Source organism: Streptomyces sp. NPDC088725 (assembly GCF_044751305.1).
Taxonomy (GTDB): domain Bacteria; phylum Actinomycetota; class Actinomycetes; order Streptomycetales; family Streptomycetaceae; genus Streptomyces.
This window is the reverse complement of sequence record NZ_JBIVLO010000001.1, coordinates 246,273-269,805: the sequence shown is the minus strand read 5'-3', so window position 1 is coordinate 269,805 and position 23,533 is coordinate 246,273. Positions and strand designations below refer to the sequence as shown.

The window sequence follows — 23,533 nt, the reverse complement described above, 5'->3', positions numbered from 1 at the left end:
GCGGGCAAGCAAGGGTCAGGTGCGCATGGCGGGGTCGGTGCGCAGGCGTGTGAAGGCGAGGGCCAGGCCAAGTCCCTGCAGGACGGCGCACGCCGTGATGATGTGGTCGAGCGCGTCGGGTGGCGTGAGTGCGGTGAGCACTCCGGCAACGGGGAAGGGCAACAAGAGGATGAGGATGGTCGCGGACAGGGTGCTGCCGAACCTGTCCGGCGGGATCAAACGGGAGCGCAGCGTGCGCAGGACGACGGTCATGCCGCCGTCTGCGGCCATCAGGACCGCGACCAGGACCAGGTAGGCAAGGTAGTCGGGTGCCTGGGCGACGGCGAGACAGGCGAGCGAGGCGAGAGCGGCGCAGGCGGCGCCGACCGGCCACAGGCCGAGGCGGTCGATCGTGAATCGGCAGACGGTGACGGCGACGAGCGTGGCTGCCGCTGCTGCAGACCAGACCAGACCGACGGCGGTGGTGGACTGCCCGTAGTGGTTGACGACGATCACCGGGCCCGCGGCCTGGAGGAAGCCGGTCGCGAGGTTGGAGAGAGTCAGTCCGGTGACGAGCCAGCCGAGTGCGGGCAGGGAGCGGATGGTGTGCCAGCCGGAGAGCAGCCCGGCGCTCGTGTTGTCCTTCGGTGCGCGGGCCGCGGTAACTGGCGACGGCGGTGTGCGCAGCGCGAGTGGTGCGGCGAGCAGGGAGAGCACCGTGATCACGGCGAGCATCTGAGGAGGGCCGACGAGCAGCAGCAGACCTGCCACCGCCGGACCCGTCAGGGTTGCGGTCTGGTCGATCCCGAGCAGACCGGCCTGGACGCGGTGCGCCCGCGCTCCTGCCCGGCGGCTGGCGGCGGCCCCCGCGGTCTCGGCCGCGATATAACTGAATTCGGTGAACACACCGGTGCTGGCCGCGAGCACCATCACCGTCGTGCTCGCCGTCGCGCCGGACGGATGGAGGAAGAGAACAACCGCGCCGCCGGCGACGACCAGCGCGCGGCCGAGGGAGGCGAGGAAGAAGACGACCGACGCCCCGCGCCGGTCGACGATCGCTCCCGCCCACCCGAACGCGGCCAACCTGGGTATCCACTCCAGGGCGAACGCCAGGCCCGTCAGCGCTGCGGAGCGGGTGGTGGCCAGGACCAGGAGCGGGATGCCGTAAGTGGACATGGCACACGCGAGGGCATCGACCGTGCGCGGCAGGTAGATGCTGCGCAGCAGTCCCGCAGTGTGAAGGGCGTGCCGGGGCGCGGTGTGTCCGGTCACGCGGCAAGTTCGGGCTCGGCGAGCCGAGCGGTCTGCGGGTACGCGTTCAGCCACTGGCGAAGCAGGTCGCGGGGGCGGGCCAGGTCGGTACCGGCCTGTGCACCGAGCGGGCGGTCGCCTGCCGAGCACCGGGGGTCGTCAACCGTGACGGGGACGAGAGGCTCCGCCAGGAGGCTGAGGGTGCGCTGGACGCGGCGGGTGAAGTCAGCGACCCCGGTCGGGTAGGCGTGGCGCCGGGCCCAACGGGCGGACTCGTCGTAGACGTCGGCCAGTTCTGAGCCGGCCGCGGTCAGTCCCAGCCCGACGCCGGGACGGGCAAGGACGAGACCGAGGGCGCGGGCCGCTTCGGTGCTCTGGCGGAGGTGATGCGTAGAGAGGTCGGCGAGCGTGCGTGCCAGACCCCGCAGCGGTATCGGGCCGTTGTCGTCGATCTCGGTGATCAGGCGGATCAAGGGAGGAGAAGACAACGTGGTGACGGCGTTTCGGAGTTCGGCCGCGGTGAAGGAGGCAGTCATCGGCGCGGTCCTCCCACCGGAAGCGCCGTCATCGGGCGAGCCGGGACCGCGTGGGAGAACAGGTCGCGGTTCTGCCACGTCGGGGGTGAGTTCTGCTCCGCTCGAACCGGCACTGGCACTGCTGTTGGGGTCTGCAGACGCGCTTGGTTGCTGACCCACTGGCTCGGCGCCGCGTCCGGGCGTCCCCAGACCGGGTGCCCGGCGGCCTGCGCAAGGGAGTGTCCGGCAGACCACGCGGAGAGCGCCCCGAAGACCGGCGCCAGACCGTCGCCCGCGTCGGACAGCCGGTAGGGCTGCCCGATGCCGTCGGTATCGACCAGGCCGTCAGCGACGAGCTGCCGCAGCGGCGGGTAAATAGAGGTCCAGTCGCTGCTGGGCATGACGATCCTGGCCAGTGCCCGGCCACTGGCCTCTCCGCGGGACTTCAGAACCCACAGGATGGCGGCGGCGTGCCGGCGGGTGAGCAGGGTGAGGCTGTCCTCGATCTGCTCGATCGCGGGCAGCGGTCGGTCCGCCTTCTCCAGATGTTCCTCGGCCCAGGTGACGATGAGTGGCAGGACCGGCAGCAGCGCCGCCCCTCGGTCGGTGTGGCCGTAGGTGACGTGACGTGGGGTGTGCTCGGTGCGCTGGATGAGGCCGGCATCGCACAGGGCCTGCAGCTTCGGATGGAGCTGGCCGCTCTGCAACCAGGACACGTTGCCCGCTATCTCGCTGTACCGCAGCGGCGGGCCGGAAACGGCCAGCATGATCCGCACGTTCCAGCGCGGAGTGATCATGGCGAGAGCCTCGGTGACCCGGGAGACGTCAGCGTTGGTTTCGGGAGGCAGACCGGTGGTGGCCAAGGGAGGAACTCCTGGGTGGGTGAAGTGGAGGACTGCGGAGATCAGCGGATCCGGGCAGCACTCGCGGCCGCGGCGGGAGGGGCGGCCACGGCGGGGGTGGCCGCCAGGGGATTCGAGGACGGCTGGGGCGTGGGGACGCGTCGGAGGCTTTGCAGAACGGCGGAGACCGCTTTGGCCTGGACGTCGCGGACGGCGACTGCTTCGGCGAGCCGGCGGGCGCAGTCGAGAACGTGCGACGCCTCGGTTCCGCCGATCTGCCGTTCGGAATGGACGAGTTGGGCGAGCCGGTCGCGGTGGAAGACGATGCTCCGCTCGGCGAGGGCGAGGTCGTGGTGCATGCCGAGCAAGGCGGAGAGCATGCCGGGCGGCCGATCTTGCGCGTGAGATTCGAGGTCGGCCAGCGGTGCGGCGTACAGGTCCTCGATGCGTCCGACTATCTCGGTGGACGTGAGGTGGGGCAATCGGGGGCTTTCACGGTCGGCGGGTCGGGGCTCCTCCGGCACCCTTCGGTACCGAGGCGGCGACGGTCGGGAGCAGGACGGCGGCCTTGTGCTGTGTTAGCTGGACAGGCCGGGACTGCTGGCCGGATGGCGGTCCGGTGCGCAGCAGGTCGTCGAGCGCGGCTCGGTAGCCGCTGCGGGCATCGAGTGCGGCATCCAGCCACTGCGCGTCGAATCGCAGCTTCTCTGCGGACAGTTCGCTCATGTCACGGTCGGGCGCCATGGTGTCGTGCACTCGGTCGCGGACGCGGGCGACCTGCTCTTCGGCCAGGGCTAGGAAGGAACGCAATTCAAGAGCGTGAGCCAACGCGGGGGAAGCATCGGGCCCGCTCGCCGCCGCATACAGGTCGGCGACCGGGGCGCCGAAGACCTCGTACAACTGGCCATCCATGGTGCTGGGCTTGAGTCGGACACTCACAGCGCGGCCCTTCCTGTTCGCGGCACCGACGGCGGCGCGGGTGCAACCGCAGGGCGGTTGGCAGCGCTGGTATGCACCGCCGGGCCCTTCCGAGCTCCAGGGCTGAGGCGTGCGAGGCGTTCGGCGGCAAGGTCCTTCTTCCCCGGAGTATCCGGGTCGAGAAGCCACCGCACGACCAGGGCCCGGCCGTCGCGTGTGCCGACGGCCGCGTTGACGCGGTGGGCGAGGCCCATCGTCGGGTCGTCGACTTCGCTGGGCTGTTTTTCCAGCGCGGCGAGGAGTTCGTCCTCCGCACGATCAAGGACCGTCTGGGAGTCGACGAGCAGCCGGTGCCACTTGACGACATCGGTGGCGTCAGGATTCGCGGTCGGTGCGACGGCGACTGCGGCCTTCAACTGGTCGATTTCCATTCCGAAGTGGCTTTCGATCTGTTCGGTGAGCACGCCCACGACATCCGCAGTGCTGTCAGATATGTCGTCGGACAAAGGGAACTCCTTTCCGGAAGGCGACGTCTGGTAATTCGGGTTGCGCGCATGCGGAAGAACCCTCCGCGCAGGCATGGGGATTGCGTGGAAAGGCCGCACGTGCGTGACCCGGCGACTGTTATAAGAGTCCGGAGAATCGCCGGTTTGGCTAACCGGCGATCGTCGGCTATGTTCCGCCGCGCCAGTCGGCTTCGATGCTCAACGCGATCGGCCGGGCGGGTGCAGACCAGGAGCCTTCGGCATGGCAGCCGGACGGGTGAATGACATTGCCGGGCGGACGGGCGGGAGAGGGCCGGCCGTGCCGCCGAGCCGGTCGTCGCACCATTGGAGTGCTTCTTCGACCGTGGCGAAACCTCCCTCACGCAAGGTGTGCGTCCACGCGTCAGTGTCAACTTCCTCGACCACGACGCGGAACGGCGACGGCGCTCGCTCATCCAGGGCACGCAGAGCCACAACGGTGACCCAGTCGTCCGGGTCATCGCTGGTGTAGGAGTACCCGTACGCGTAGTGGTCTCCGTCCCCCATGAGCCGCCGCTCCAGTGCACGGGTGGCCTCGTCGGCCGGCGTAGAGCCCAGCTCGGGGTTGAGGTCGATGGCGTCGGGAGGGCAGCCGCGGTGGATGAGCCAGGACTGTGCCATCGAAGGCAGGGGCAGCATCTTGAAAGCAAAGCTGAACGTCTTTGCCTTCAGGTCGCGTTGCAGCTGAAGCGCGACGATCTGAGGCTCTCCGGGGTGTCCCCAGGTGGCAGATCTGTCGTGCAGAACATAGAAGCTGTTCGCTCTGGAAGGACTGTGATGCTCGGCCAGCGGGGTGAGCTGGTCCTGGTTGATCTTGACCGCGTGCCAGAAGGACTGACCGGTCTGGTGGTCTGCGGCCTCGAAGTCGTCAAGGTGGAGTTCGAGTTCGGGTATGGGCATGGATCTCCTGGTAAGCGGCGAGGGCGAGTGGGAGAAGAGGGCCAGGCACCGGGCCGGAGGGCCGCCGGTGCCGCGGTCGGCCGGTGTCTGCGGCTGCTGGCCAGTGCGGTGCCCCCGGTGTCGGTCAGGCTGACCGACTGCCCCGTCTCCGAAGGATGGTTGGTATCCCTGGCGACGAGGCCGGCGACTTCGAGCCGCTACAGCTGGGCGTACGGAATCCTGGCGCCGGAGGCGGTGGATACGGACATCAGGCCGGTGAGCAGGTTCTCGTGCACCCTGGCGCCGCCCGCGATGGACAGCAGCGCCGCCTGGTCGTCCGGCTGACAGTCGTTCGTGTCCGTCCGGAGTTTCTCGCTGAGCCGTGGCCTCGATCGACTCCAACGCCGCCAACACCCGTCGCGCTGCGCTGTCACGCGCGGTGGCGGCCTCCTCCAGCTGGTCCACGGTGCGGTCGATGCGCTCGAACAGGGCGTTGTCGACCGGGAACTCGCAGCTGGCCAGGCGGCGGAGGAGTGTGCGGTAGAAGATCGCACCGGTCTCCGCAGAGGCCAGCTCGCGGTGCCGGTCGACCAGGTGGGCATGCGGCTCCGTGTGTTCAGCGGGCGTGATGGTGCGCGGGGCTCTGCGCAGGACGGGGAAGGCCCGGCAGCGCGGAGGGCGGCGGACCCGGCCGCGGTACGGTGCCGCGAGTCATGAGCTGCGGGGAACGGGAACGCGCAGCGTGGGTGCGGGCGCTCAGCGGCCGGCGGGTCATTCCCAGGCGGCGGCCGACCTCGTCGTAGACGTCGTTGCCCGCACGCGGCCGGACCGCGACGACATGGATTTCCCGCCGGTGCGTCGACTGTTCAGGCGCTGTGCGGACGCCGTAGACGACGCGCCAGTCCTTCCGGGCATCCACGAACAGCTTGTGGTAGCCCTCCAAGTCGCCCGTGAGCCGAAGCCCGAAGCGCTGCGCGTTCACCACTTCCTGCAGGTAGAGAAGAGTGAGATCGCGGATGTCACCGGGTGCCTGGAGGAGATCGGTCAGCGCACGGGGATCGAAGCTCAAACCGAAGGCCGGCTGCTGCTGCCCCCCGTTCATGACGTCGGCTCGTCCGGTTCAGCGGGCTCGGCAGCCTCCGCCGCGTTCGCCGTCGCCTTCTCCGTACGCTCTGACGGCGGCGGCCCGGGGAGGAGCCGGTGTGCGGGACGCTCCGGGGAGGTCATGCAGGCCGAGAGCGGACCGCCCGGCGCGCGGATCGCCGCAATGGCGTGGGTGAGAAAATCCCGGTGCCACACGAACAGTCCGGACAAGCCCGCCTCGGGGTCCTTGTGTTGCTGGTAGGCCAGCCACAGGGCGTGCAGCCACGCCACGACGTCGTCGTGCTCCTGCCACTGCAGGCACCAGGGCGCCGCCGTGGTGACCTCCGCTCCGTACACCGGGAGAAGGAAGTCGTCGACCCAGTCCGACAGGCCATCGAGCTCGTCCTCGCGCTGCTCCCCGTCCAGTTCCATGATCGGACGGGGCTCCGGCGGCGCAGCCGGAGGCGGTCCGCCGAGCCCCGGCATGCCGAACGCCGCGAACGGTGATCCGCCGGGGGTCGCCGGTGCCGAGGCGAGATGGTCGAGCTGCTGGGCCTGCTGCGCCGACTGCTCCATCAGTCTTCGGACGCTCGCCTCGATTCCCTCCAACTGAGGATCCGGAATACGAACCGGCTCCATTTCCGCGTCGTCCGAGGGTTCTATGGATTCAGGCATGAAAAGTGGAGCCTCCTACGAGCTGCGGAAAAGAGAAAACGGAAGCGGTGATGAGCGGGCCGGCCGATGGAACTACTGGCGAGCCATGGCGGGACGCTGCCCAGCGCTGGGAAACGCGCTAATTTCCGGCACAGGAAACGCTGTGGCGGCGTCAGACGGTGAGGACCATGTCGTCCTGCGTGAGGGTTTCGCGGATCGTCTCGGTGAGGCGATCGGCCGCGATGGAGGCGTACTGCGCGGTCTTCTCCACGCCGATGAAATCGCGGCCCTCCAGCAGGGCGGCGACGCCCGTGGAGCCGGATCCGGCGCAGAAGTCGAGCACCGTGCCGCCTTCGGGGCTGATCTTGACCAACTCGCGCATGACCTCGACGGGCTTCTGCGTGATGTGCTGGCGCTTCGCGCCCGAGGGCTGTGAGGCGCTATAGAGGCCAGGCAGGTAAACGGGGTTTCGGGAGCCGTCGATCGCACCCTTGGACGCCCACACGATGAACTCACAGTTCTGTGTGAACCGGCCCTTCTGGGGCCTGGCCTGCGGCTTGTGCCAGGCCACCACCCCGCGCCACAGCCAGCCGGCCGCCTGGATCGCGTCCGTCGTGACGGGCATCTGACGCCAGTCCGTGAACAGCAGCGCGGTGCCGCCCGTCTTGGTGAGCCGATGGGCCTCGGTCATGATCTGCGTCAGCCAGAACCCGTACGACCTCTGGTCCATGTTCTCGCCGGTGAAATCGGGCAGGGCGTGCTGGGCGTCGGCGGAGGTGTACTTCTGCTTCGCGGAGCGTGTCGTGCGCTCCTTGGCGGTCCTCCCGCCCGAGTTGTACGGCGGGTCGGTAATGACGCTGTCAACGCAGTCGTCCGGCAGGCCGGTGAGGACAGTGAGAGCGTCGCCCTGATGCAGGGAAAAAGGCAAAGAGAAACCCCGATTCGAGTGTGGAAGCGCGAAGGAAACTACCCGTCTCAACGCGTCCTCGTAAGGGGGAATTGGGCATGGAGAAGCCCGGGGCCGCCGATCGAGGAGGGAGAGGGGAGTCCAAAAACTGTAGAGGCGAATTCGCCGACGACCAAGAAGTCCGGTGTTGAAGGATCGGATTCCGACCCCTCACGCCCCGCTTTTTGGTCAACCGCCCATCCGGACCTACTGTTTTTGAACCGCCCGGCGCACACCGCCGCTGGCTACTCCCCACCACGCCTCGCGGAGGCTCCCCCTTCCCCGGCACGCCTCAGGCCCGGTCACGTGGAGCGAGCGGCAACTCGCCTGCGCCGGCTGCCCCTCGACCGCCCACCCACCCCGGCCGCCGCGTCCTTCCACCACGCCACACCACGCGCACGCGGCACGCCGGACACCGCATCCCGAAGGACACGTCCATGACGTCTCGCTATCCGCCCATGCCCGAAATCACTGACGCGCGAACGGTCCGCTCCGGTTGAAGGTTCTCGCCGCCGGCATCGGCGTCGTCTTCCTCTCCCCACTCCTGCTCGCCGGAACATCCATGACGCTGGCCTCCTCCGCCGATGCCGTGCAGAACGCCAGCTCCTTCAGCGGTTGCCTGACCGACATCGACGCCGACGAGATCGCCAAGCAGGTCACCAAGATCCTCGACGGGGCATCCGACAAGGACGTCCACATCAAGGACCTGGACCTGCCTACCGAGCAAGTCCCCAACGCCCAGACGATCATGGCCGTCGGCATCAGCCTCGACGTGCCCAAGAAGGGCCAGATCATCGCGCTCGCCACCGCGATGCAGGAATCACGGCTGCGCAACCTCAACTACGGAGACCGGGACTCGCTCGGCTTGTTCCAACAGCGCCCCTCCCAGGGCTGGGGCACGGCCCAGCAGATCCGCGACCCCGTCTACGCCTCCACGCAGTTCTACAAGCACCTGCTCATGACGGACGGCTGGCAGCACATGACCGTCACCCAGGCCGCCCAGGCTGTCCAGAAATCCGGCGTTCCAGACGCGTACGCACAGTGGGAGGCTCTGGCCACCGCGCTGCAGGTAGCCATCTCCAAGACGTTCCCGAGCACCGGCCAGGACGGCTGGGCGCCAGACGAGGTTGAGGACTCCGCGAACGGCACCACCGGCTGCGTTCCGGCCACGGACGGCTCCGGCTTCGGCCGCATCCCCGAGGGGAGTGTCCCGAAGGGATACAAGATCCCCGAAGATGCCGACCCCAAGGCCCGTAAGGCCCTGGACTGGGCGATGCATCAGCTCGGTACGCAGTACCAGTGGGGCGGTAGTTGCACCGACTCGCACGGCCCCGACCCGATGGGCCGCTGCGACTGCAGCTCGCTGACGCAGCAGGCGTACGCCCACGCCGGCGTCACGCTCACCCGCACCACGTACACGCAGGTCAACGAAGGCAAGGCGGTCTCGCCCAGCCAACTCCAGCCCGGTGACCTGATCTTCAGCCGTGGCACCGCGAGCCGACCCGAGCACGTCGGCATGTACATGGGCGAGGGCCTCGTGATCGAAGCCCCGCGCACATCAAAGCCGGTCCGGATCACTCCGATCAAGGACTGGGACATTCTCGCCGCCCGCCGCGTCCTCTGACGCCGCTCCGGGCGCGCCGCCGCCGCGGCCACTTCCCGCGCCGCGAGCGCCACCTCTCCCCCTCCCTCTTCTCCCCCTTCCCGCCGGCCGCCCGCCTGGCCTGCGCACGCAAGGAGCCCCGCCACCCCTATGCCCCTACCACTCGCAGACCGTGTCATCCAGCTCGCCTACGACCCGGGCATCTCGCCCAAAGGCGGCGGCTTGCCCGGCCTCGATGTCCTGAAGACCGTCGTCAATTCGATCAACTTGTTCGGGATCATCGCCGTCGTCGGTGCTCTCGCCGTCTCACTCGGTGTATGGGCCTGGGGGCACCACAGCGGCGGCCATCAGGCCGAAGCCAACGGCAAGAAGGGCGCCGTCGTCGCCGTGGGCGCCGCGCTCGGTCTCGGCGCCGCGAACGGAATCGTCCAGTTCTTCTCGACCCTCGGGGCGCAGGTCCACTGATGCTGAAACGATTCCCCTCCGTCTCGCTGTCCTCCTACGGCGTCGGCTGGTCAGCCAACAAGCGCATCGCGCTCGTCGCGCTGGTCGTCACTGTGCTGCTCGCCATCGCCGCCATCGTCGCCTGGCTGAGCGGAAGCGGCCAGCAGGACCAGGACCACGCCGCTCCTGCCCCGGCCCCGACGAACAGCCCTTCCTCCTCCGAGGCCGCCCCGAAGCCCGTCGCCGGATCAGGATCCGTGCTCAAGCCTCCGCAGATCGCCGAGCCGGTCGCCTACGCCAAGGCCGCGGCCCAAATGCTGTGGTCCTACGACACCCGCGACACCAGCCGCGACCAGCAACTCGTCGGCATGCGCGCATGGATGACCCAGGAGACCACGTACGCCGACTGGGCCTCGGTCTCCGGCCAGGTACCCGATCCGGTGCTCTGGTCGCGGATGGCCGACCAGGACCAGCACGCCACCGCCAACATCACCGAGGGCCACTTCCCCTCCGCGTTCAAGGCGGCCCTGGCCGACGATCCAACGGCGATCACCCAGGCATACATCTACGTCGTCACCGTCAACGGCAAGCAGCAGATCGCCTGGAAGAAGGGCGGCGGCGGAGCCGAAGAACGCGCCGTGACCCTCGCCGTGCAGTGCCGCCCCAACCACGACTGCTCCCTGGCCGCCATCGCTCCGAGCGTCACGCAGTGACCCGCGCCTGACACAAGAAAGGAAAAGTAACTCCTCTTGGGTTTCTGTGACTTCCCCCTGGCGGACACGCTGTGCACCGTCGGCGACGCGGTCGATTTCGCCTCCGACCCCGGCAAGGCCATCGGCGACTGGCTGGCCAAATCAGCAGGTGAACTGGCGGCGGCCGCAGCCGATTTGGCGGCCAAGGCGGTCAGTGCCACCACCACGGTCGACCTGAACGCGACGTGGTTCCGCGACAACTACGAGATGTTGCTGCCGCTGGGTCTGGTTCTTCTCGTCGCCTCGTTCTGCGCGCAACTCGTCAGGGCCGCCGTCAAACGCGACGGGCAGGCCCTCACACAGGCTTTCACCGGCACGATGGGCGGCGTTCTGTTCGCCTTCTGCGCCATCGCCCTGACCACGGTTGCCATCGAGGTGGTCGACGCCATCTCGGACGGGCTGTTCAAATCCGCGCACCTCACCATCGAGTCGGCCGTGCGCCGCATGGTGAAGATCGACCAGATCGGCGCCCTGTCCGCACTGGGCTGGCTCGTCCCGGTCGTCGCCGCTCTCGGCGCCGCCGTCGGCGCCTTCCTCTTTTGGTGCGTGATGATGGTCCGCAAGGTCGGCATCCTCGTCATGGTCACTTTGGCGATCTTCGCCGGAGCCGGCGGCGGCTGGGAGGCCGCACGCCGCTGGCGCAAGGGCTGGATCGAAGCCACCGCCACCCTCGTGGTCTCCAAGCTCCTGATGACCGTGATCTTCGTACTCGGCATCGCCGCCCTGGGCAGGACCGAGGCCAAGGACGGTATCGACGCACTCGCCGATGTCATGTCCGGCGTCGTGATCATGGTCCTGGTGCTGCTGTGCCCGTACGCGGTCTTTAAATTTGTCCACTGGGCAGCCGACGGCACGGACGGTGAGTCCATCCACCGCGCCGGCGGAGCTGGCGCCCAGCTCGCCAGGCAGCACGCCGAGCGCGCCGGGCGGAAGGCGGCCGCAGCCGTGGCTACCGGAGGAGTGGGCGGCGCCGCAGCCGGAAGCGGCGCGGGAGCCGCTCCGCAGGGGCCGGACTCCATCCCCGGCGGAGGCTTCCCCGGCGACGTCGCCCCCACCTCGTCCGGCGGAGACCAGGACGGTTCCCAGAGCGGAGGCTCGGGCCTCTCGCCCGGCGGTGACGCCGTCAAGTCCGGCCTGGAAAAGGCCGTCCAGCCGCCGCCGACCAGCGTCACCGACGACACCAGCGGCCAGATGGGCGGCAGCCCGGGAGCGAGTGGCCCCGGACAGGGCGCCGCAGCAGGCCAGACCGGCGGATGGCAGTCCGGCCCGCCGACCACGACGCCGCCCCAGGGCGCTCCGCCGTCCGGCACGCAGAACTTCGGCACGAGCGGGTCGGTCTCGCCGCCGCCCTCCCCGACCGGCCTCTGACCACCTGCCCGATTTCTGGGGGCGGGAGGTTTCTCACCTCCCGCCCCCAGCCCCGCACCCCAGGACCACCTCTTGTCCGATCTCGCCATCGCTCCCGTCACGGTGAAGTTCCCGCACAGGAGCCGCCGCGGCATCCTGCTCGGGCTCACCCTTCCCCAACTCGGCCTCGTCTCCTCGGCCCTGGCGTTGTTGCTGGTGACGGTCGTCTCCACCGGGCTGCTCGGCGCCCTCGCTCTGACTCCACTCTGGGCGGCGGTCGCCACCCTGGTCGCGGTCCGCCGACATGGGCGGTCCCTGATCGACTGGGCCCCGATCGTCGCCCGCTACGCACATCGCCGCCGCACCGGGCAGGCCCTGTGGCTCGCCAGGCCCGTCACCCGACCCCGGCAGGATGGCGTCCTCCACCTGCCCGGCACCGCCGCCTCCCTCAGGGTCGTCACCCCCGGCGACTCCGCCAGCCAGGCAGCGGCCGTCCACGACCCGCACCAGCAGACCCTCACCGCAATCGCCCGCGTCTCCGGCAGGGCCTTCGTCCTGCTCGACCCGGCCGCACAGAACCACAACGTGAACGGCTGGGGCCGTGCGCTCGCCGGCACCGCCCGCACGGGGCACGTCGCAACCGTGCAGGTCCTGGAGCGCACCGTTCCCGACTCCGGCGACACCCTCGCCCGGCACTGGTCCCAGCACGGGCACCCGGAAACACAGGTCGCCGGACAGGTCTACTCCGAACTCGTCGCCGCCGCCGGCCCTGCCGCAGCCCCCCACGAGACGTACATCGCGGTCTCCCTCGACCTCAAGGCGGCCCGACGCTTGATATCTCAGGCGGGCGGCGGGCTGCCCGGAGCCTTCACCGTCATGGAACAGACGACCGCCAGCGTCGCCCAGGCTGCCCGGAACGCCGGGCTGATGATCACCGGGTGGTTGAGTGCCCGGGAGATTGCCGCTGTCATCCGCACCGCCTACGACCCCAAGGCGCTCTCCGCCTTGCAGCAGTGGTCCGAGACCGGCCGTGCGGAAGCCGACCCTGCGGCCGCCGGGCCCGTGGTTCAGGTCGAAGAGCACGACCGGGTTGGCACGGACAGCGCGCGGCACGCGACCTACTGGGTGGAGAACTGGCCAAGGACCGAGATGGGTGCCGGGTTCCTGCACGGCCTCATGTTCACGGCCGGTGTCCGTCGCAGTCTCTCCCTTATATACGTGCCCCAGGGTCTTGAGTCCGCGCTGCGCGACGTCCAGCGCCGCAAGGCGGCGATCGTCTCGGATGCCAGCGAGCGCGCCCGGCGCGGCCAGGTCGACAACGAAGAGGACTCCGTCGAGTACGCCGACGTCAAACAGCGTGAACGCCAACTCATCGCCGGGCACGCCGATGTCTCTCTGACCGGGCTGGTCACCGTCACCGCCGAGACCGATGCCCTCCTCGACGCCGCCTGCGCACAGATCGAGACCGCCGCTGTCACCGCCGGCGTCGACCTGCGTCGCCTCATCTTCCAGCAGCCCGATGCCTTCACCGTCGCGGCGCTCCCCCTTGCTCGCACCACCCTGTAACGAAAGAAGGAGACCTTCATGGGTACGTGGGCCACCGGTCCCTTCAGCAACGACCGCGCAGCGGACTACGCCTTGCTCCTCGACCGGACGGCCCCCGAGGCACGCGAGGCCGTCCTCCGCCGCACCCTCTCCCGCCCCGCTGACGCCGTGATCGAAGACTGGGAAGAGACGGTGGCCGCCGCGGCGGTGGTCGCCGCGCAGTGCCGCGGCGGCAAGCCGCTCGACACCGGGTACAGCCCACAGTCGCCCGTGCCTCCGCTCCCCTCGGATCTACGCGAGTTGGCGACTGCGGCCCTCGTTGCCGTCCATGGTTCCCGATCCCTGGCCGAAAGCTGGGTCAGCCAGCTGAGCCTCAACCGTTGGCGCACAAATCTCACACAGTTGTACTCCGTACTGACCACGGCCTCGGCACGGCCGCCCCAGCAGCCTCCGGACGAGAATCCCGCTCTTCGCTCCCTGCAGAAGCCTCCCGGCCCGCCGGGTCCGCCGGCCACAGGCCCTCGCCACCGCTGAACTCACCGCTCCAGCAAGGACCTTCTTGACCTCACACGCTGCGCTCGAAGCGCACCCCTATCTGCGCGCCGCCACCGCTGGCATCCGTCACCACACCCGGAGCCTGTCCACCGAGGACCGGCCCGTCGACCGCGTCCACCTTGACGTGTTGCACGCCCACCTGACCGGGCTGCACCAGCTCCTCGACCAACTCGCCGAAGCCACCCGGCCCCCGCACCCCGCGGCCGGGCGGCATCTGGCCGCCGCACACACCCGGTTGTGGCAGACCACCACCGAGATCCACGCGGCCTTTCACCTCCTGCCGACGGCCTCGACCAGCTCCACCGAGTGTCGCCCCGAGCAGCTCCCCGAGGGACCGCCGGTTCTTACGATCTGCCAGCGCCACCTTGCCGCAGGACACATCGTCCGGCGCAAGACCACTCCCACCGATCTCAAGAGCCCGCCGCACATCACCGCATGCGTGCGATGAGCACCACCCGCCGAAACGAGAGCATCCGATTGAGCCACCGGCTCGCCCGCGGACGTCGCGCCTCCGCGTCCCCGCTGTTCACTCCTCACGGTACCGACCGGACCAGCCGCAAGGCCGCCCGCCGCCAGCTCGCCGAAGCCTCGGCCAAAGCCCGTGCCGAAGCAACCGCCCAGCCGGCGGGTACCGCACGGGCCGAACAGGAGACACCCGCGCCTCTCTACCCGTCCGGCGGACGGCCCGGGCCCAGCTCCGCACGCGGGAATCGCCTGAAGCTCCCCGCCCACCGCATGACGACCGCCGTCGCGGCCGGCGCGTACCCTTTCCTCGCCGAGGGCGGGCTTGGTGCCGACGGCATCTACATCGGCCGCGACGTCCACGCCGAAGCTTCCTTCGTCTTCGACCCGTTCGCCCTGTACGGCAAGATCGAGGGCTTCACCAACCCCAACGTCTTGCTGGCCGGCGTCATCGGACAGGGCAAGTCCGCGCTCGCGAAGGCAATCGCTTTGCGCTCCGTCGCCTTCGGGTATCGGGTCTACGTCCCGTGCGATCCCAAGGGCGAGTGGACCCCCGTGGCGCAGGCGCTGGGGGGCATGTCCGTGGCCCTCGGCCCCGGACTGCCCGGCAGGCTCAACCCGCTGGACGCCGCGCCACGTCCGGCGAGCGTCTCCGAGGCCGACTGGGTCAGCGAGATCCGCAAGAGGCGCCTTCTCCTTCTCGGCTCCCTGGCACGGACCGTCCTCGGCCGGGACCTGATGCCCATGGAGCACACCGCTCTGGACGTCGCCCTCGACTCGGTCGTCACCCGCGCCGCCGACACCGGCCGTACGCCTCTGCTCGGTGATGTCGCCGCCGCTCTCAACAACTACGAGCAGCTCGAAGAGGCCGCCGGGATGATGTCGGGACGGCTCGGAGAGGCGGCCCGCGACCTCGCCCACGCGATGCGCCGACTGGTCCACGGCGACTTGGCCGGCATGTTCGACGCGCCCTCCACCGTGCGCTTCGATCCCAGCGCGCCGATGCTCACGATCGACCTGTCCCGGCTCGGCGGCTCCGGGGACGACAGCGCGCTCGTCCTCGCCATGACCTGCGCCTCCGCCTGGATGGAGTCCGCCCTGACCGACCCACGGGGAGGTCGGCGGTGGATTGTGTACGACGAGGCGTGGCGCCTGATGCGCCACCCCGGCCTCCTGCGACGCATGCAGTCTCAGTGGAAGCTGAGCCGCGGCCTCGGCATCGCCAACCTCATGGTCATCCACCGGCTCAGCGACCTGCTCACCGCCGGCGACGCCGGATCACAGGGCCGCGCCCTCGCCGAGGGCCTCCTCGCCGACTGCTCCACCCGCATCATCTACCGCCAGGAGTCCGACCAACTCCACGCCGCAGCGTCTCTGTTGGGCCTGACCTCGGTGGAGACGGACGCCATATCCCACCTCAACCGCGGCAGAGGATTGTGGAAGGTCGCCAGCCGGTCGTTCATCGTGCAACACCAGCTCCACACAAGCGAATTGTCGCTGTTCGATACAGATGCCCGTATGCACTGAGAACCCCGTGAGTTCACGAACACCGACAGTTCTGATCCCACGAACCCAAGGAGTCCCCTGAAACGCCCCGCCCACTACAGCGACGCCGACTGGGCCGACTACCAGCAGTGCCAAGTCGAGCACGACGACCTCATGGACCAGGTCGCCGATCGAGAGGCCCAGCTGGAAAGCGGCCTGATCGACACGTATGACGAGTACGACTTTGACTTCAGCTCTCCTGTACACCCGGCGCAGCAACCCCGTCCGGGGGCCGGGCCCGCCGTCGTGTCTCGGCGCTGCCTCGCCCAGGCGCGGCCGTGGCCGCTGACGGCAAGAACGCCATGACTGCCTTCCACGACGGCACGCGCCACGCACCTGCCGACGCCGTGCCGATGGCACCGCTCCCCGACCACGGCAATGTGAACTCCACTTGGTGGCAGGCGCTATGGGACCGCCATGCGCACATCACCACGCCGCTGCGCCGGCGCGGGCTGCAGTGCGACATCGAGTTCGGTCTGAGCGCGTACATGGTGTGCGTCGCGCTCCCCGACGACAGCTACCTGATCGTTTCCCCGCCCCAGGAGCCACCTTCCAGCCGTCCGCCGGGGGACCCGGAGGGGTGGACCGTTACCCGCCAACACCCCTGCGACCACGAGCTGTTCGAGTTTATCTACGACTCGGTCCCTTCGGCCGACCCTGGCGCCCCCGAGCGGCCCGAAGTACGCAACGGCGGCAGTGCCTCACACCTGATCGAGGCCATTGATCAGCGGCTCGCCCAACTCGGGCTGCTCCACGTATCTCCTTCGCCTACCGGAAGCCCGCTGGTGTATACAGCCCCGCGGTCCCCCGCACCAGAGCCCCTGGACCTTTTCAACGTTGCCCAGGACGGCACACTGCACGACTCCGACATCATTGCCGCGAGCGAGACCGCAGGCCCGTCCGCTGGCTCCGCCGCCCGCACGGACCGCACCACCACGTACGTCTACGGCGATGCGCTGCTCGCCCTCACCGACCGGCTCAACGGAACCGAGTCGTACGCGGAGACTGCCGCGCTGCTGGGCCAGGTCCTGGAGCCGACCCACGGCCTGCTGGAGCGGCTCGGGGAGTTCTTCGAAGCGGCGGGCGAGAAAGCCAAGGAAGCCGAGCAGGACGAGGGTTTCGACCTGTCGTACGACCTCGCCGACGCGGCTGCCGAGATGCGAAATCTCGGGGAGGTGCTGCACGTGGCCGAGGACCGGATGCGAACTCTCACCGCACCCCCGCAGTCACACCGGCCAGCAGCGTCCCCGACTCACGCGTCACGTCTGCCCGTGCCCGCCCTTGCTCAAGCTCGCCCGCAGCACACACGCTGACACTGCCGGCACACCCACGGGAGCCCATGCCCACGCCACGCACCGACCTGTCCACCTTTGCCAGCGGCCTGGCCGACCGCCTGCCCGGCACCTGGACCAGTACGTACCATCGCCACGCCGCGTACAGGGACCAGTTCCCCACGGCCGGCCAGCTCTGGGATGTCGGCCACGTTCAGCACGTCGTCGGCACGTACGTCCTCCGCCACGACGCCGTCCTTCACGGCCCCAAAAGCCAGCGTCTCTACATCTGCGACCGGCCGCAGTACCCTCGCCAGTTCGTCGTCGCTCCGCTCGAACCTGCCGACGACAACATCAGACCCCACCACTTCGGCGGTGTCGAGGAACCCAACGGCATCGCGGTCCCCAACGGCCCCGTACGCGCCGCGGCCCACGTCATCCGCCGGCTACTTCCCCGCTACGAGCAAGCCCTGCACGAGGTGCGTCACAACGCGGCAGACCAGCCCGACCCCCCGCACCGGCCCGCCCCACCACAGGTCGACCAGGTCCTCACTCTGACCTATTACGCCGACGGAGCCCTCGGGGCGCCGTACGCGAGCGTGCCACCGGACGCCCGCGTGACGCTGTACGCCCACGGCTTTCAGTACCACCCCGATCAGGCAGCTTTCCTCCTGCACTCCGCGTACGGCGAGGGCGGCCGCGCGCTTCGCGTTCAAGCCGTGGCCCAGAAGCTCGCGACCCAGGGCATCGGTGTGAATCTCCGCCGCCACACCGCAGCGGGCGCCACTTCGCCTCCCACCACAACTGCGCGGCCGGCATCCCCCTCGCCCAGTAGCGCTTCCGTGGCCGCCCGCCACCGGTAGACCAACAGGCTTTCGCGACTTCGTCATCCCGTACAGCAAGAGGAGTCTTTATCCCTCCCGCTCGCCGCACCCTGCAACTGATCACCGCCACCCTCTGCATCGCTCTGGCCGCCACCGCCTGCACCAGAGACAGCGACAACCCCGACGCCGCCAGGAAGAAGCGCTCTCCCAGCACCGCTACACCGCCGAAGCCGACTCCGGCCCTCACTCCGGCAGAGGCCCGCGACGCCATCAGCCGCTACTCGAAGACAAACAACCTCGCGAACACCAAGCGGGACCGCGCACTCCTCGACACCATCGAAGGCGGACCGCGGTACGCGATGTCGCTGGCCGACCTCAAGGAGGACGAAGTCCAGCCGAAGGCGGACCGCGAGCCGTACCGACCGTGGTCATATGACCTGGCCGGGACAGACCTCTACATTCCCCGTTTGAAGGACGGGTCACAGCGGTGGTTCGCCGCCGTCACCCGAACCGGCAGCCAGGAGCAGCACGCCCGCATCCTGATCATGGCCGAGAACCCGAAGGCGAAGACGTGGGAGATGGTCTCCACTGTCGATGTCGACGAACCGGAGAAGCTCCCGAACGTCGTGCTCGACAAGGACGGATACGCCACTGCCTTCAACGCGTTCTCCACGCCGGTCACGGAGCTGCGCTCTGCCGTAGGCGACAACTTCGCCACGGGAGGCAAGGAGACGGGAAAGAGCGTCTTCGCCCCGACCGAGACCTCCCGACGGCAGATCAGGGTGCATGACGAAACCGTCCGGAAGTTCGGCCCGCGCGGCACCACCCGATTCGCTGTGGCCGAGACGGAGTTCGCTGATTCCTACGCGCTGAAAACGACCACGGGTGCGCTCGTCATGTTCTCCCACACGCACACCCAGCACGACGTCGTCACCGCCTCGGGACTGCGCATCGTCCCGGAAAAGCAAGACCGCGCCTGGCTTGGCACCAGCCCGAGCCCGGCCTTCACCTACACGTTCACCTGCTCGGATGTCGCTGCCGTCCCCAGCACGCCGGATCCGTCGAGCCTCCTCGGCTACGGCTGCCGCCGCACCGACGCCGAGGCGACCGGTCAGAGCACCGCCGCGGGGCGGTGAGGCCCGCCCTGGAGCATGTCGGCAGTCATTGCCCATCGTTCGTGGTCCAGCCACGCACCGTTGATGTGCTGGAAGCTCCGGGCCCGCCTCGCCTTCGCCCAACACCCCACCGCTTTCCCGCCTCCGCCGATAGGAGATCCGCCGTGCCCGACACACCAGCAGACGAGCCGTTCATGACGATCCGGCACACCATCACCGGCGAGATCACCACCACCGGCTACAACGCCGCCGCCCGGCGGATCCTGCTCCAGGACGGCTTCGAAGAGACGCCAGGCTGCGCCTGCCGAGCGACGGAACCCGGTGCGGAGCGGACGCACGGGCCTGCTCGCCAGCCAGCAAACTGCTCGTCGCCGGCCATCCCCTGCACCTGGACCGAGCCCTCGGTCGGCCGGTGAGCGCCGACGGTACGCCCCGGTTGGCCCGGTCGCCGATGTCGGCACAGTCCGTGATCCCTCCGAGAACGGCCAGCCTCCCCAGCGCATCGCCAACCCCGCCCGCACACAAACCTGTTGAAGGACCCTCGTTGTGACCACACCCGGACCGCCTACCAGTTCAGCGCGCACCAAGGGCGGCGAGCTGCGGGCCAAGGTGGCCCGACTGCTGGCCGACCGGCCGGCAGATGCGCTCACCATCGGGGGCATGGCCAGGCAGCTGGGCCACTCCCACGGCGCCGTCCGTAACGCCGCCCTCACCCTGGTGCGACGCGGCGAGGCCGACCAAGGCGGAAGCGGACAGCCGGAGTTCCGTGCGAATGCGAAGACTGCCGCAGCCGCGCAGACCGCTGTGATCAGCCCACCGGGCACCCACTCTCCCCGCGCTCAGGCGGCCACGGCCCGCACGACCATTCCCGCCGCAGCCACGCCGAAGCAGACCGGCCCGATCCGCCGCGCGGGGGGCCAGCTCTACCACCCCCGGGAGCTGGCCGATCTGCCCGATGTCGAAGCGCTGAACCGTCTACGCGACGCCGACGTGCCGGTGCTGCTCTACGGCCCTCCGGGCACCGGCAAGACGTCGCTGGTGGAGGCGGCGTTCCCGGACCTGCTCACCGTCGCCGGTGACGGCGACACCACGGTCGGCGACTTGATCGGCGAGTACACACAGGCTGACAGCGGAGGTTACGTCTTCCAGTACGGTCCGCTGGTCACCGCGATGACCGAGGGCCGCGCCCTGCTGATCGACGATGCCACCCTGATCTCGCCGAAGGTCCTGGCGGCGCTGTATCCCGCGATGGACGGGCGCAAGCAGATCCAGGTCAAGGCCCACAAGGGCGAGACCATCAAGGCCGAGCCGGGCTTCTACGTGGTGGCGGGCCACAATCCCGGCGTCCACGGCGCGGTGTTGACGGAGGCGCTGTCGTCCCGGTTCAGCGTGCAGATCCAGATCGGCACGGACTACGACCTCGCCAAGGCGCTGAGGATCGACGCCCGGGTCGTCCGGGTCGCCCGGCACCTGGCCCACCAGGTCGAACTCGGCGAGCTGGGCTGGGCCCCGCAGCTACGGGAACTGCTCAGCTACCAGAAGACCGAGGCCGTCCTCGGCACCAAAGCCGCGCTCGCGAACCTCGTCGGCATCGCCCCTGAAGAGGACCGCGACGCCGTGGCCGCCGCCATCATCAAGACTGTCGGCGTCACGAAGATCGCGCCCCTCACCCTCGGCAAGCAGCTTCCCGCCTCGGCCGTCAGGCAGCCCCCGGGCAGCACCGTCTCCGCACACCGGGGCCGCTCGCGATGAGCGCCCACCACCACGTCCAGTCCCCCGCCATCACGCCGGACCTCGACGCCGATCTCGCGCGCTGGGACGACGACGGCGCCCCGCCAGCGCAACCCCGTTCCTCCCCAGCCGCGTGGCTGCGCGTGGGAGCCGAACTCGGCGACCGGCTGGTCGACCTCTCCGGCCGCCAGGACCTCCTCGTCACCTGCCGCCCCGGCACGCGCAGCGGCGCACCGGCCGCCTATTTCCCCACGCTGGGCGAGGTCGAGTTCGACGCCCGGCTGCTCGCCCCGCTCCAGCCCCATGAGGTCAATCCGCGGATCGTGGGCGACGAGGAGCGGTACCCCGCCGCCTGGGGAGTGTTCATCCACGAGGCCGCGCACGCGGCCCACTCCGTCTGGACGGAGCCTGCCGGAGCGGACCCCCGTGTCGTCGAGGCCGCGCTCCTGCTGGAGGAGAGCCGTGTCGAAGGCGCACACCTGATCACGCGGCCCACGGACCGCACGTACCTGCGCACCAGTGCCCGCACCCTGGTCATGCCCGACATCGCCCACCCCACCCTTCAGGGCATCGAGCACGCCGCCGGCGTGGCGGCCCTGATCCTCGGCCGCCGTGACGTCGGCATCCTGGACGCCGGCGAGACCCGGGCCGTCGCCGATCTGTGCGAACGGGTGCTGGGCGCAGACCTGTTGGCCACCCTCACCCGCATCTGGACCGCAGCCCATCAGTGCGCCGACCACGACGCCACGACCATGCTCGCGCACGCTCAAGAATGGTGCGACGCTCTGGACGCCGCGGCCCCCGCCCTGCCCGTGCCGGAGAACCTCACCGATCTGCTGTCCGGCGCCGTGGGGGTCGTCATGGACAGCACGGCCGCCACCGACGCCGCCGACCTCGCGGCACAGGCCGCAGCGACCAACGCCATGGCCGCGCAGTCCAAGGTGAAGGCCAACGACCGCGCCCAGCGGGCCGACCAGCGACGCAAAGCCGCCGCCACCGCCAAGTCGGTCTTCAACACCCGCGGCACCACCGTCAACCCCGACGGCACACCGGCGCCCTACGGCAACCCGGTCACCGGCACCCGCAGGCCCACCGCCGCCGAGCAGAGTGCCGCCGCGCGCCTGAGCCGCGCCCTGCGTGCCGCCGCCTACCGCGAGCGGACCGAGGAGCGGACCACCAGCCCCACCCCGCCCGGCCGCCTCAACATGCGCCAGGCCCTCGCCCGGGACGCCCAGCGCGCCGCCGGGTCGGTCCCCACCGCGGAACCGTTCACCCACACCCGCCGCCGCAGCTCGCCCACCCCACCGCTGCGTGTGGGGATCGCCGTCGACGTCTCCGGCTCCATGCGGGCCGCCTGCAAGCCCGTCGCGTCCGCCGCCTGGATCGTGGCACGCGCAGCAGCCCTGACCGACCCCGACTCCCTCACCGCCACCATCGCCTACGACCACGATCTGACCGCCCTGACCCGGCCCACCCACCGGGCACCCGAGCGCGTGACGGAGTTCAACGCCAACGGCGGCGCCCACAACCTCGGCGACGCCATCGACGCACTCGACCACGGCCTCGAACTCAGCCGCCCCGGCGCCGGCCGCCTCCTCGTGATCGTCACCGACGCCGTCTACACCCCCAGCGAAACCGCTCAAGCCGTCACCCGCGTCAAGCAGCTCACGACCGCCGGCTGCGCCGTGCTCCAGCTCACCCTCACTGCGGAGTCACTCCACTTGCCGGGGACCACCTTGCTGCACCTGACCCAGCCCTCCAGCGCTCCCGCCGCCATCGCCACGGCGGCCACAAACGCCATCCGCAGGACACGCTGAGACAACGCAGAAGGCGGAAGCGTCCCCGAGACCACCGCCAAGCACTCCAGACCACCTCCGTCCGCCGCATGAATCGTGCATCTGATGCACGACCCTCCGCAGCGACGCAGGCCACCACGCCAACCGCTAACGAAAGGCACTCGATATGAAGCCCCAGACCAGCAGCCCGACCTCGAACGTAACGCCCACCAAACGGAATTCCCCGGGGGTCCGTACGCAGTGGACCGTCGAGCACCCTTGTGGCCACTCGATCGTCCATGATCTGTCCGACCGCCCCGCCGACCGCCGAGCCAGCTTCGCGCGCTGGCTCGCGGGGAGGGATTGCACCGACTGCTGGAAGGCGTCGCGCGACGCCGACACGAAGTCGAAGGAAGAGTGGCTCGCCGCCCGTCGCGCCGAGGAGCAGCAGGCCGCCGCCGAGTGGGCCAAAAAGTTCGACATGCCCCCGCTGGAGGGTCCCGAGCGAGCCCTGGAGTGGGGCGAACGGTCCCGCCACCAACTGATGACAGCCGCGCACTCCGCACTCGTCGTCGAAGGCACCTGGGACGAGGCGGACTGGGCGGAACTGGAGGAGAAGGCCCGCACGGTCACACGGGCAGGTTGGTGGATCGACCAGAGGGACGCGGAGGGCTCTGACCTGCCCGAACTCCTCGACGCCGCCACCGAGCAGGACCGCGGGACGGAGAACCCGTTCCGCTAACCCTTAACCGAGGACGGCCTCAAGGCCGTACTGAAATGCTTCATCGTCACGCGAACGGCCGAGGGCGTCCATCGCCCGACCGGCAGCTCCTCGGAGCCGGCCGCAGGCTCAGCTCCGTGCGGGTAAAAGGGCCGAACCTCCAGAAAGGCTGGGCCACTTGGCGGTCCTTAACGGGTACGCATCCCGACACAGATACGCGTATGACACACAGGTGTACCCAATCAGCAATTG

The 23,533-nt window shown here is 69.5% G+C and carries 26 protein-coding genes; 15 read left to right on the top strand and 11 right to left on the bottom strand.

Annotation, left to right across the window (positions count from 1 at the left end; translation table 11 throughout):
* Positions 1-15: 15 nt before the first annotated feature.
* From ACIP6N_RS01140 to ACIP6N_RS01090, 11 genes are all read right to left on the bottom strand, one after another.
* Positions 16-1,251 (bottom strand): MFS transporter, encoded by a 1,236-nt coding sequence (locus ACIP6N_RS01140; RefSeq protein WP_401811837.1) that lies wholly within the window; start codon positions 1,249-1,251, stop codon positions 16-18.
* Complete coding sequence (locus ACIP6N_RS01135) at positions 1,248-1,766, bottom strand: hypothetical protein (RefSeq protein ID WP_401811836.1); 519 nt, start codon at positions 1,764-1,766, stop codon at positions 1,248-1,250. The genes ACIP6N_RS01140 and ACIP6N_RS01135 overlap by 4 nt, the downstream gene beginning before the upstream one ends.
* On the bottom strand, positions 1,763-2,608 hold the full coding sequence (locus ACIP6N_RS01130; protein ID WP_401811835.1) for a winged helix-turn-helix transcriptional regulator: 846 nt from the start codon (positions 2,606-2,608) through the stop codon (positions 1,763-1,765). Before ACIP6N_RS01130 ends, ACIP6N_RS01135 begins: the two co-directional genes overlap by 4 nt.
* Before the next feature lie 41 nt (positions 2,609-2,649).
* Complete coding sequence (locus tag ACIP6N_RS01125) at positions 2,650-3,069, bottom strand: hypothetical protein (RefSeq protein ID WP_401811834.1); 420 nt, start codon at positions 3,067-3,069, stop codon at positions 2,650-2,652.
* A gap of 10 nt (positions 3,070-3,079) precedes the next feature.
* Positions 3,080-3,499, bottom strand: a complete 420-nt coding sequence (locus ACIP6N_RS01120; RefSeq protein ID WP_401812599.1) for a hypothetical protein — start codon at positions 3,497-3,499, stop codon at positions 3,080-3,082.
* 23 nt (positions 3,500-3,522) lie between these two features.
* Positions 3,523-4,011 (bottom strand): hypothetical protein, encoded by a 489-nt coding sequence (locus tag ACIP6N_RS01115; RefSeq protein WP_401811832.1) that lies wholly within the window; start codon positions 4,009-4,011, stop codon positions 3,523-3,525.
* Positions 4,012-4,209: 198 nt separating this feature from the next.
* Positions 4,210-4,929, bottom strand: coding sequence for a hypothetical protein (locus ACIP6N_RS01110; protein WP_401811830.1), 720 nt, complete (start codon positions 4,927-4,929; stop codon positions 4,210-4,212).
* Positions 4,930-5,126: 197 nt separating this feature from the next.
* Positions 5,127-5,342: a hypothetical protein gene (locus ACIP6N_RS01105; protein ID WP_401811828.1), complete on the bottom strand. Its 216-nt coding sequence runs from the start codon at positions 5,340-5,342 to the stop codon at positions 5,127-5,129.
* A gap of 182 nt (positions 5,343-5,524) precedes the next feature.
* A complete protein-coding gene (locus ACIP6N_RS01100) occupies positions 5,525-6,010 on the bottom strand; it encodes a hypothetical protein (protein WP_401811827.1) in 486 nt (161 codons plus the stop codon).
* Positions 6,007-6,567, bottom strand: coding sequence for a DUF4913 domain-containing protein (locus ACIP6N_RS01095; RefSeq protein WP_401812598.1), 561 nt, complete (start codon positions 6,565-6,567; stop codon positions 6,007-6,009). Before ACIP6N_RS01095 ends, ACIP6N_RS01100 begins: the two co-directional genes overlap by 4 nt.
* Before the next feature lie 250 nt (positions 6,568-6,817).
* Entirely contained in the window at positions 6,818-7,573 is a 756-nt protein-coding gene (locus tag ACIP6N_RS01090; protein ID WP_401811826.1) for a DNA-methyltransferase, read from the bottom strand.
* A gap of 514 nt (positions 7,574-8,087) precedes the next feature.
* Here ACIP6N_RS01090 and ACIP6N_RS01085 point away from each other — a divergent pair.
* The 15 genes from ACIP6N_RS01085 (at position 8,088) to ACIP6N_RS01015 (ending at position 23,302) form a co-directional block, all read left to right on the top strand.
* A complete protein-coding gene (locus tag ACIP6N_RS01085) occupies positions 8,088-9,215 on the top strand; it encodes a C40 family peptidase (protein ID WP_401811825.1) in 1,128 nt (375 codons plus the stop codon).
* 129 nt (positions 9,216-9,344) lie between these two features.
* Positions 9,345-9,659 (top strand): DUF6112 family protein, encoded by a 315-nt coding sequence (locus tag ACIP6N_RS01080; protein WP_401811823.1) that lies wholly within the window; start codon positions 9,345-9,347, stop codon positions 9,657-9,659.
* A complete protein-coding gene (locus ACIP6N_RS01075) occupies positions 9,659-10,351 on the top strand; it encodes a hypothetical protein (protein ID WP_401811822.1) in 693 nt (230 codons plus the stop codon). Before ACIP6N_RS01080 ends, ACIP6N_RS01075 begins: the two co-directional genes overlap by 1 nt.
* A 36-nt stretch (positions 10,352-10,387) precedes the next feature.
* Positions 10,388-11,758, top strand: coding sequence for an ATP-binding protein (locus ACIP6N_RS01070; RefSeq protein WP_401811820.1), 1,371 nt, complete (start codon positions 10,388-10,390; stop codon positions 11,756-11,758).
* Between the two features lie 72 nt (positions 11,759-11,830).
* Complete coding sequence (locus ACIP6N_RS01065; protein WP_401811818.1) at positions 11,831-13,303, top strand: SCO6880 family protein; 1,473 nt, start codon at positions 11,831-11,833, stop codon at positions 13,301-13,303.
* A gap of 18 nt (positions 13,304-13,321) precedes the next feature.
* Positions 13,322-13,816, top strand: coding sequence for a DUF4259 domain-containing protein (locus tag ACIP6N_RS01060; RefSeq protein WP_401811817.1), 495 nt, complete (start codon positions 13,322-13,324; stop codon positions 13,814-13,816).
* Between the two features lie 25 nt (positions 13,817-13,841).
* Positions 13,842-14,285 carry a DUF6238 family protein gene (locus ACIP6N_RS01055; RefSeq protein ID WP_401811815.1) on the top strand — a complete coding sequence of 148 codons (444 nt, stop codon included), beginning with the start codon at positions 13,842-13,844 and terminating at the stop codon, positions 14,283-14,285.
* Positions 14,286-14,314: 29 nt separating this feature from the next.
* On the top strand, positions 14,315-15,826 hold the full coding sequence (locus ACIP6N_RS01050; RefSeq protein WP_401812596.1) for a VirB4 family type IV secretion system protein: 1,512 nt from the start codon (positions 14,315-14,317) through the stop codon (positions 15,824-15,826).
* Between the two features lie 296 nt (positions 15,827-16,122).
* On the top strand, positions 16,123-17,157 hold the full coding sequence (locus tag ACIP6N_RS01045; RefSeq protein WP_401811813.1) for a hypothetical protein: 1,035 nt from the start codon (positions 16,123-16,125) through the stop codon (positions 17,155-17,157).
* 26 nt (positions 17,158-17,183) lie between these two features.
* Positions 17,184-17,978 carry a hypothetical protein gene (locus ACIP6N_RS01040; RefSeq protein WP_401811812.1) on the top strand — a complete coding sequence of 265 codons (795 nt, stop codon included), beginning with the start codon at positions 17,184-17,186 and terminating at the stop codon, positions 17,976-17,978.
* A 320-nt stretch (positions 17,979-18,298) separates the two neighbouring features.
* A complete protein-coding gene (locus tag ACIP6N_RS01035; protein ID WP_401811810.1) occupies positions 18,299-19,075 on the top strand; it encodes a hypothetical protein in 777 nt (258 codons plus the stop codon).
* Positions 19,076-19,248: 173 nt separating this feature from the next.
* The gene (locus ACIP6N_RS01030) at positions 19,249-19,470 is read left to right on the top strand and encodes a hypothetical protein (protein WP_401812594.1); all 222 of its coding nucleotides are present in this window, start codon (positions 19,249-19,251) and stop codon (positions 19,468-19,470) included.
* Positions 19,471-19,663: 193 nt separating this feature from the next.
* Positions 19,664-20,806: an AAA family ATPase gene (locus tag ACIP6N_RS01025; RefSeq protein WP_401812593.1), complete on the top strand. Its 1,143-nt coding sequence runs from the start codon at positions 19,664-19,666 to the stop codon at positions 20,804-20,806.
* Complete coding sequence (locus ACIP6N_RS01020) at positions 20,803-22,602, top strand: hypothetical protein (protein ID WP_401811809.1); 1,800 nt, start codon at positions 20,803-20,805, stop codon at positions 22,600-22,602. The genes ACIP6N_RS01025 and ACIP6N_RS01020 overlap by 4 nt, the downstream gene beginning before the upstream one ends.
* 145 nt (positions 22,603-22,747) lie before the next feature.
* Positions 22,748-23,302, top strand: coding sequence for a hypothetical protein (locus ACIP6N_RS01015; protein WP_401811808.1), 555 nt, complete (start codon positions 22,748-22,750; stop codon positions 23,300-23,302).
* Positions 23,303-23,533 lie beyond the last annotated feature (231 nt).

Bases quoted from the DNA above. Each gene is read 5' to 3' on its own strand.
- ACIP6N_RS01135 (WP_401811836.1), bottom strand. From the start codon at position 1,766: ATGACTGCCTCCTTCACCGCGGCCGAACTCCGAAACGCCGTCACCACG.
- ACIP6N_RS01120 (WP_401812599.1), bottom strand. From the start codon at position 3,499: ATGGATGGCCAGTTGTACGAGGTCTTCGGCGCCCCGGTCGCCGACCTG.
- ACIP6N_RS01110 (WP_401811830.1), bottom strand. From the start codon at position 4,929: ATGCCCATACCCGAACTCGAACTCCACCTTGACGACTTCGAGGCCGCA.
- ACIP6N_RS01100 (WP_401811827.1), bottom strand. From the start codon at position 6,010: ATGAACGGGGGGCAGCAGCAGCCGGCCTTCGGTTTGAGCTTCGATCCC.
- ACIP6N_RS01095 (WP_401812598.1), bottom strand. From the start codon at position 6,567: ATGGAGCAGTCGGCGCAGCAGGCCCAGCAGCTCGACCATCTCGCCTCG.
- ACIP6N_RS01080 (WP_401811823.1), top strand. From the start codon at position 9,345: ATGCCCCTACCACTCGCAGACCGTGTCATCCAGCTCGCCTACGACCCG.
- ACIP6N_RS01075 (WP_401811822.1), top strand. From the start codon at position 9,659: ATGCTGAAACGATTCCCCTCCGTCTCGCTGTCCTCCTACGGCGTCGGC.
- ACIP6N_RS01060 (WP_401811817.1), top strand. From the start codon at position 13,322: ATGGGTACGTGGGCCACCGGTCCCTTCAGCAACGACCGCGCAGCGGAC.
- ACIP6N_RS01040 (WP_401811812.1), top strand. From the start codon at position 17,184: ATGCCCACGCCACGCACCGACCTGTCCACCTTTGCCAGCGGCCTGGCC.
- ACIP6N_RS01035 (WP_401811810.1), top strand. From the start codon at position 18,299: ATGTCGCTGGCCGACCTCAAGGAGGACGAAGTCCAGCCGAAGGCGGAC.
- ACIP6N_RS01030 (WP_401812594.1), top strand. From the start codon at position 19,249: ATGACGATCCGGCACACCATCACCGGCGAGATCACCACCACCGGCTAC.
- ACIP6N_RS01020 (WP_401811809.1), top strand. From the start codon at position 20,803: ATGAGCGCCCACCACCACGTCCAGTCCCCCGCCATCACGCCGGACCTC.
- ACIP6N_RS01015 (WP_401811808.1), top strand. From the start codon at position 22,748: ATGAAGCCCCAGACCAGCAGCCCGACCTCGAACGTAACGCCCACCAAA.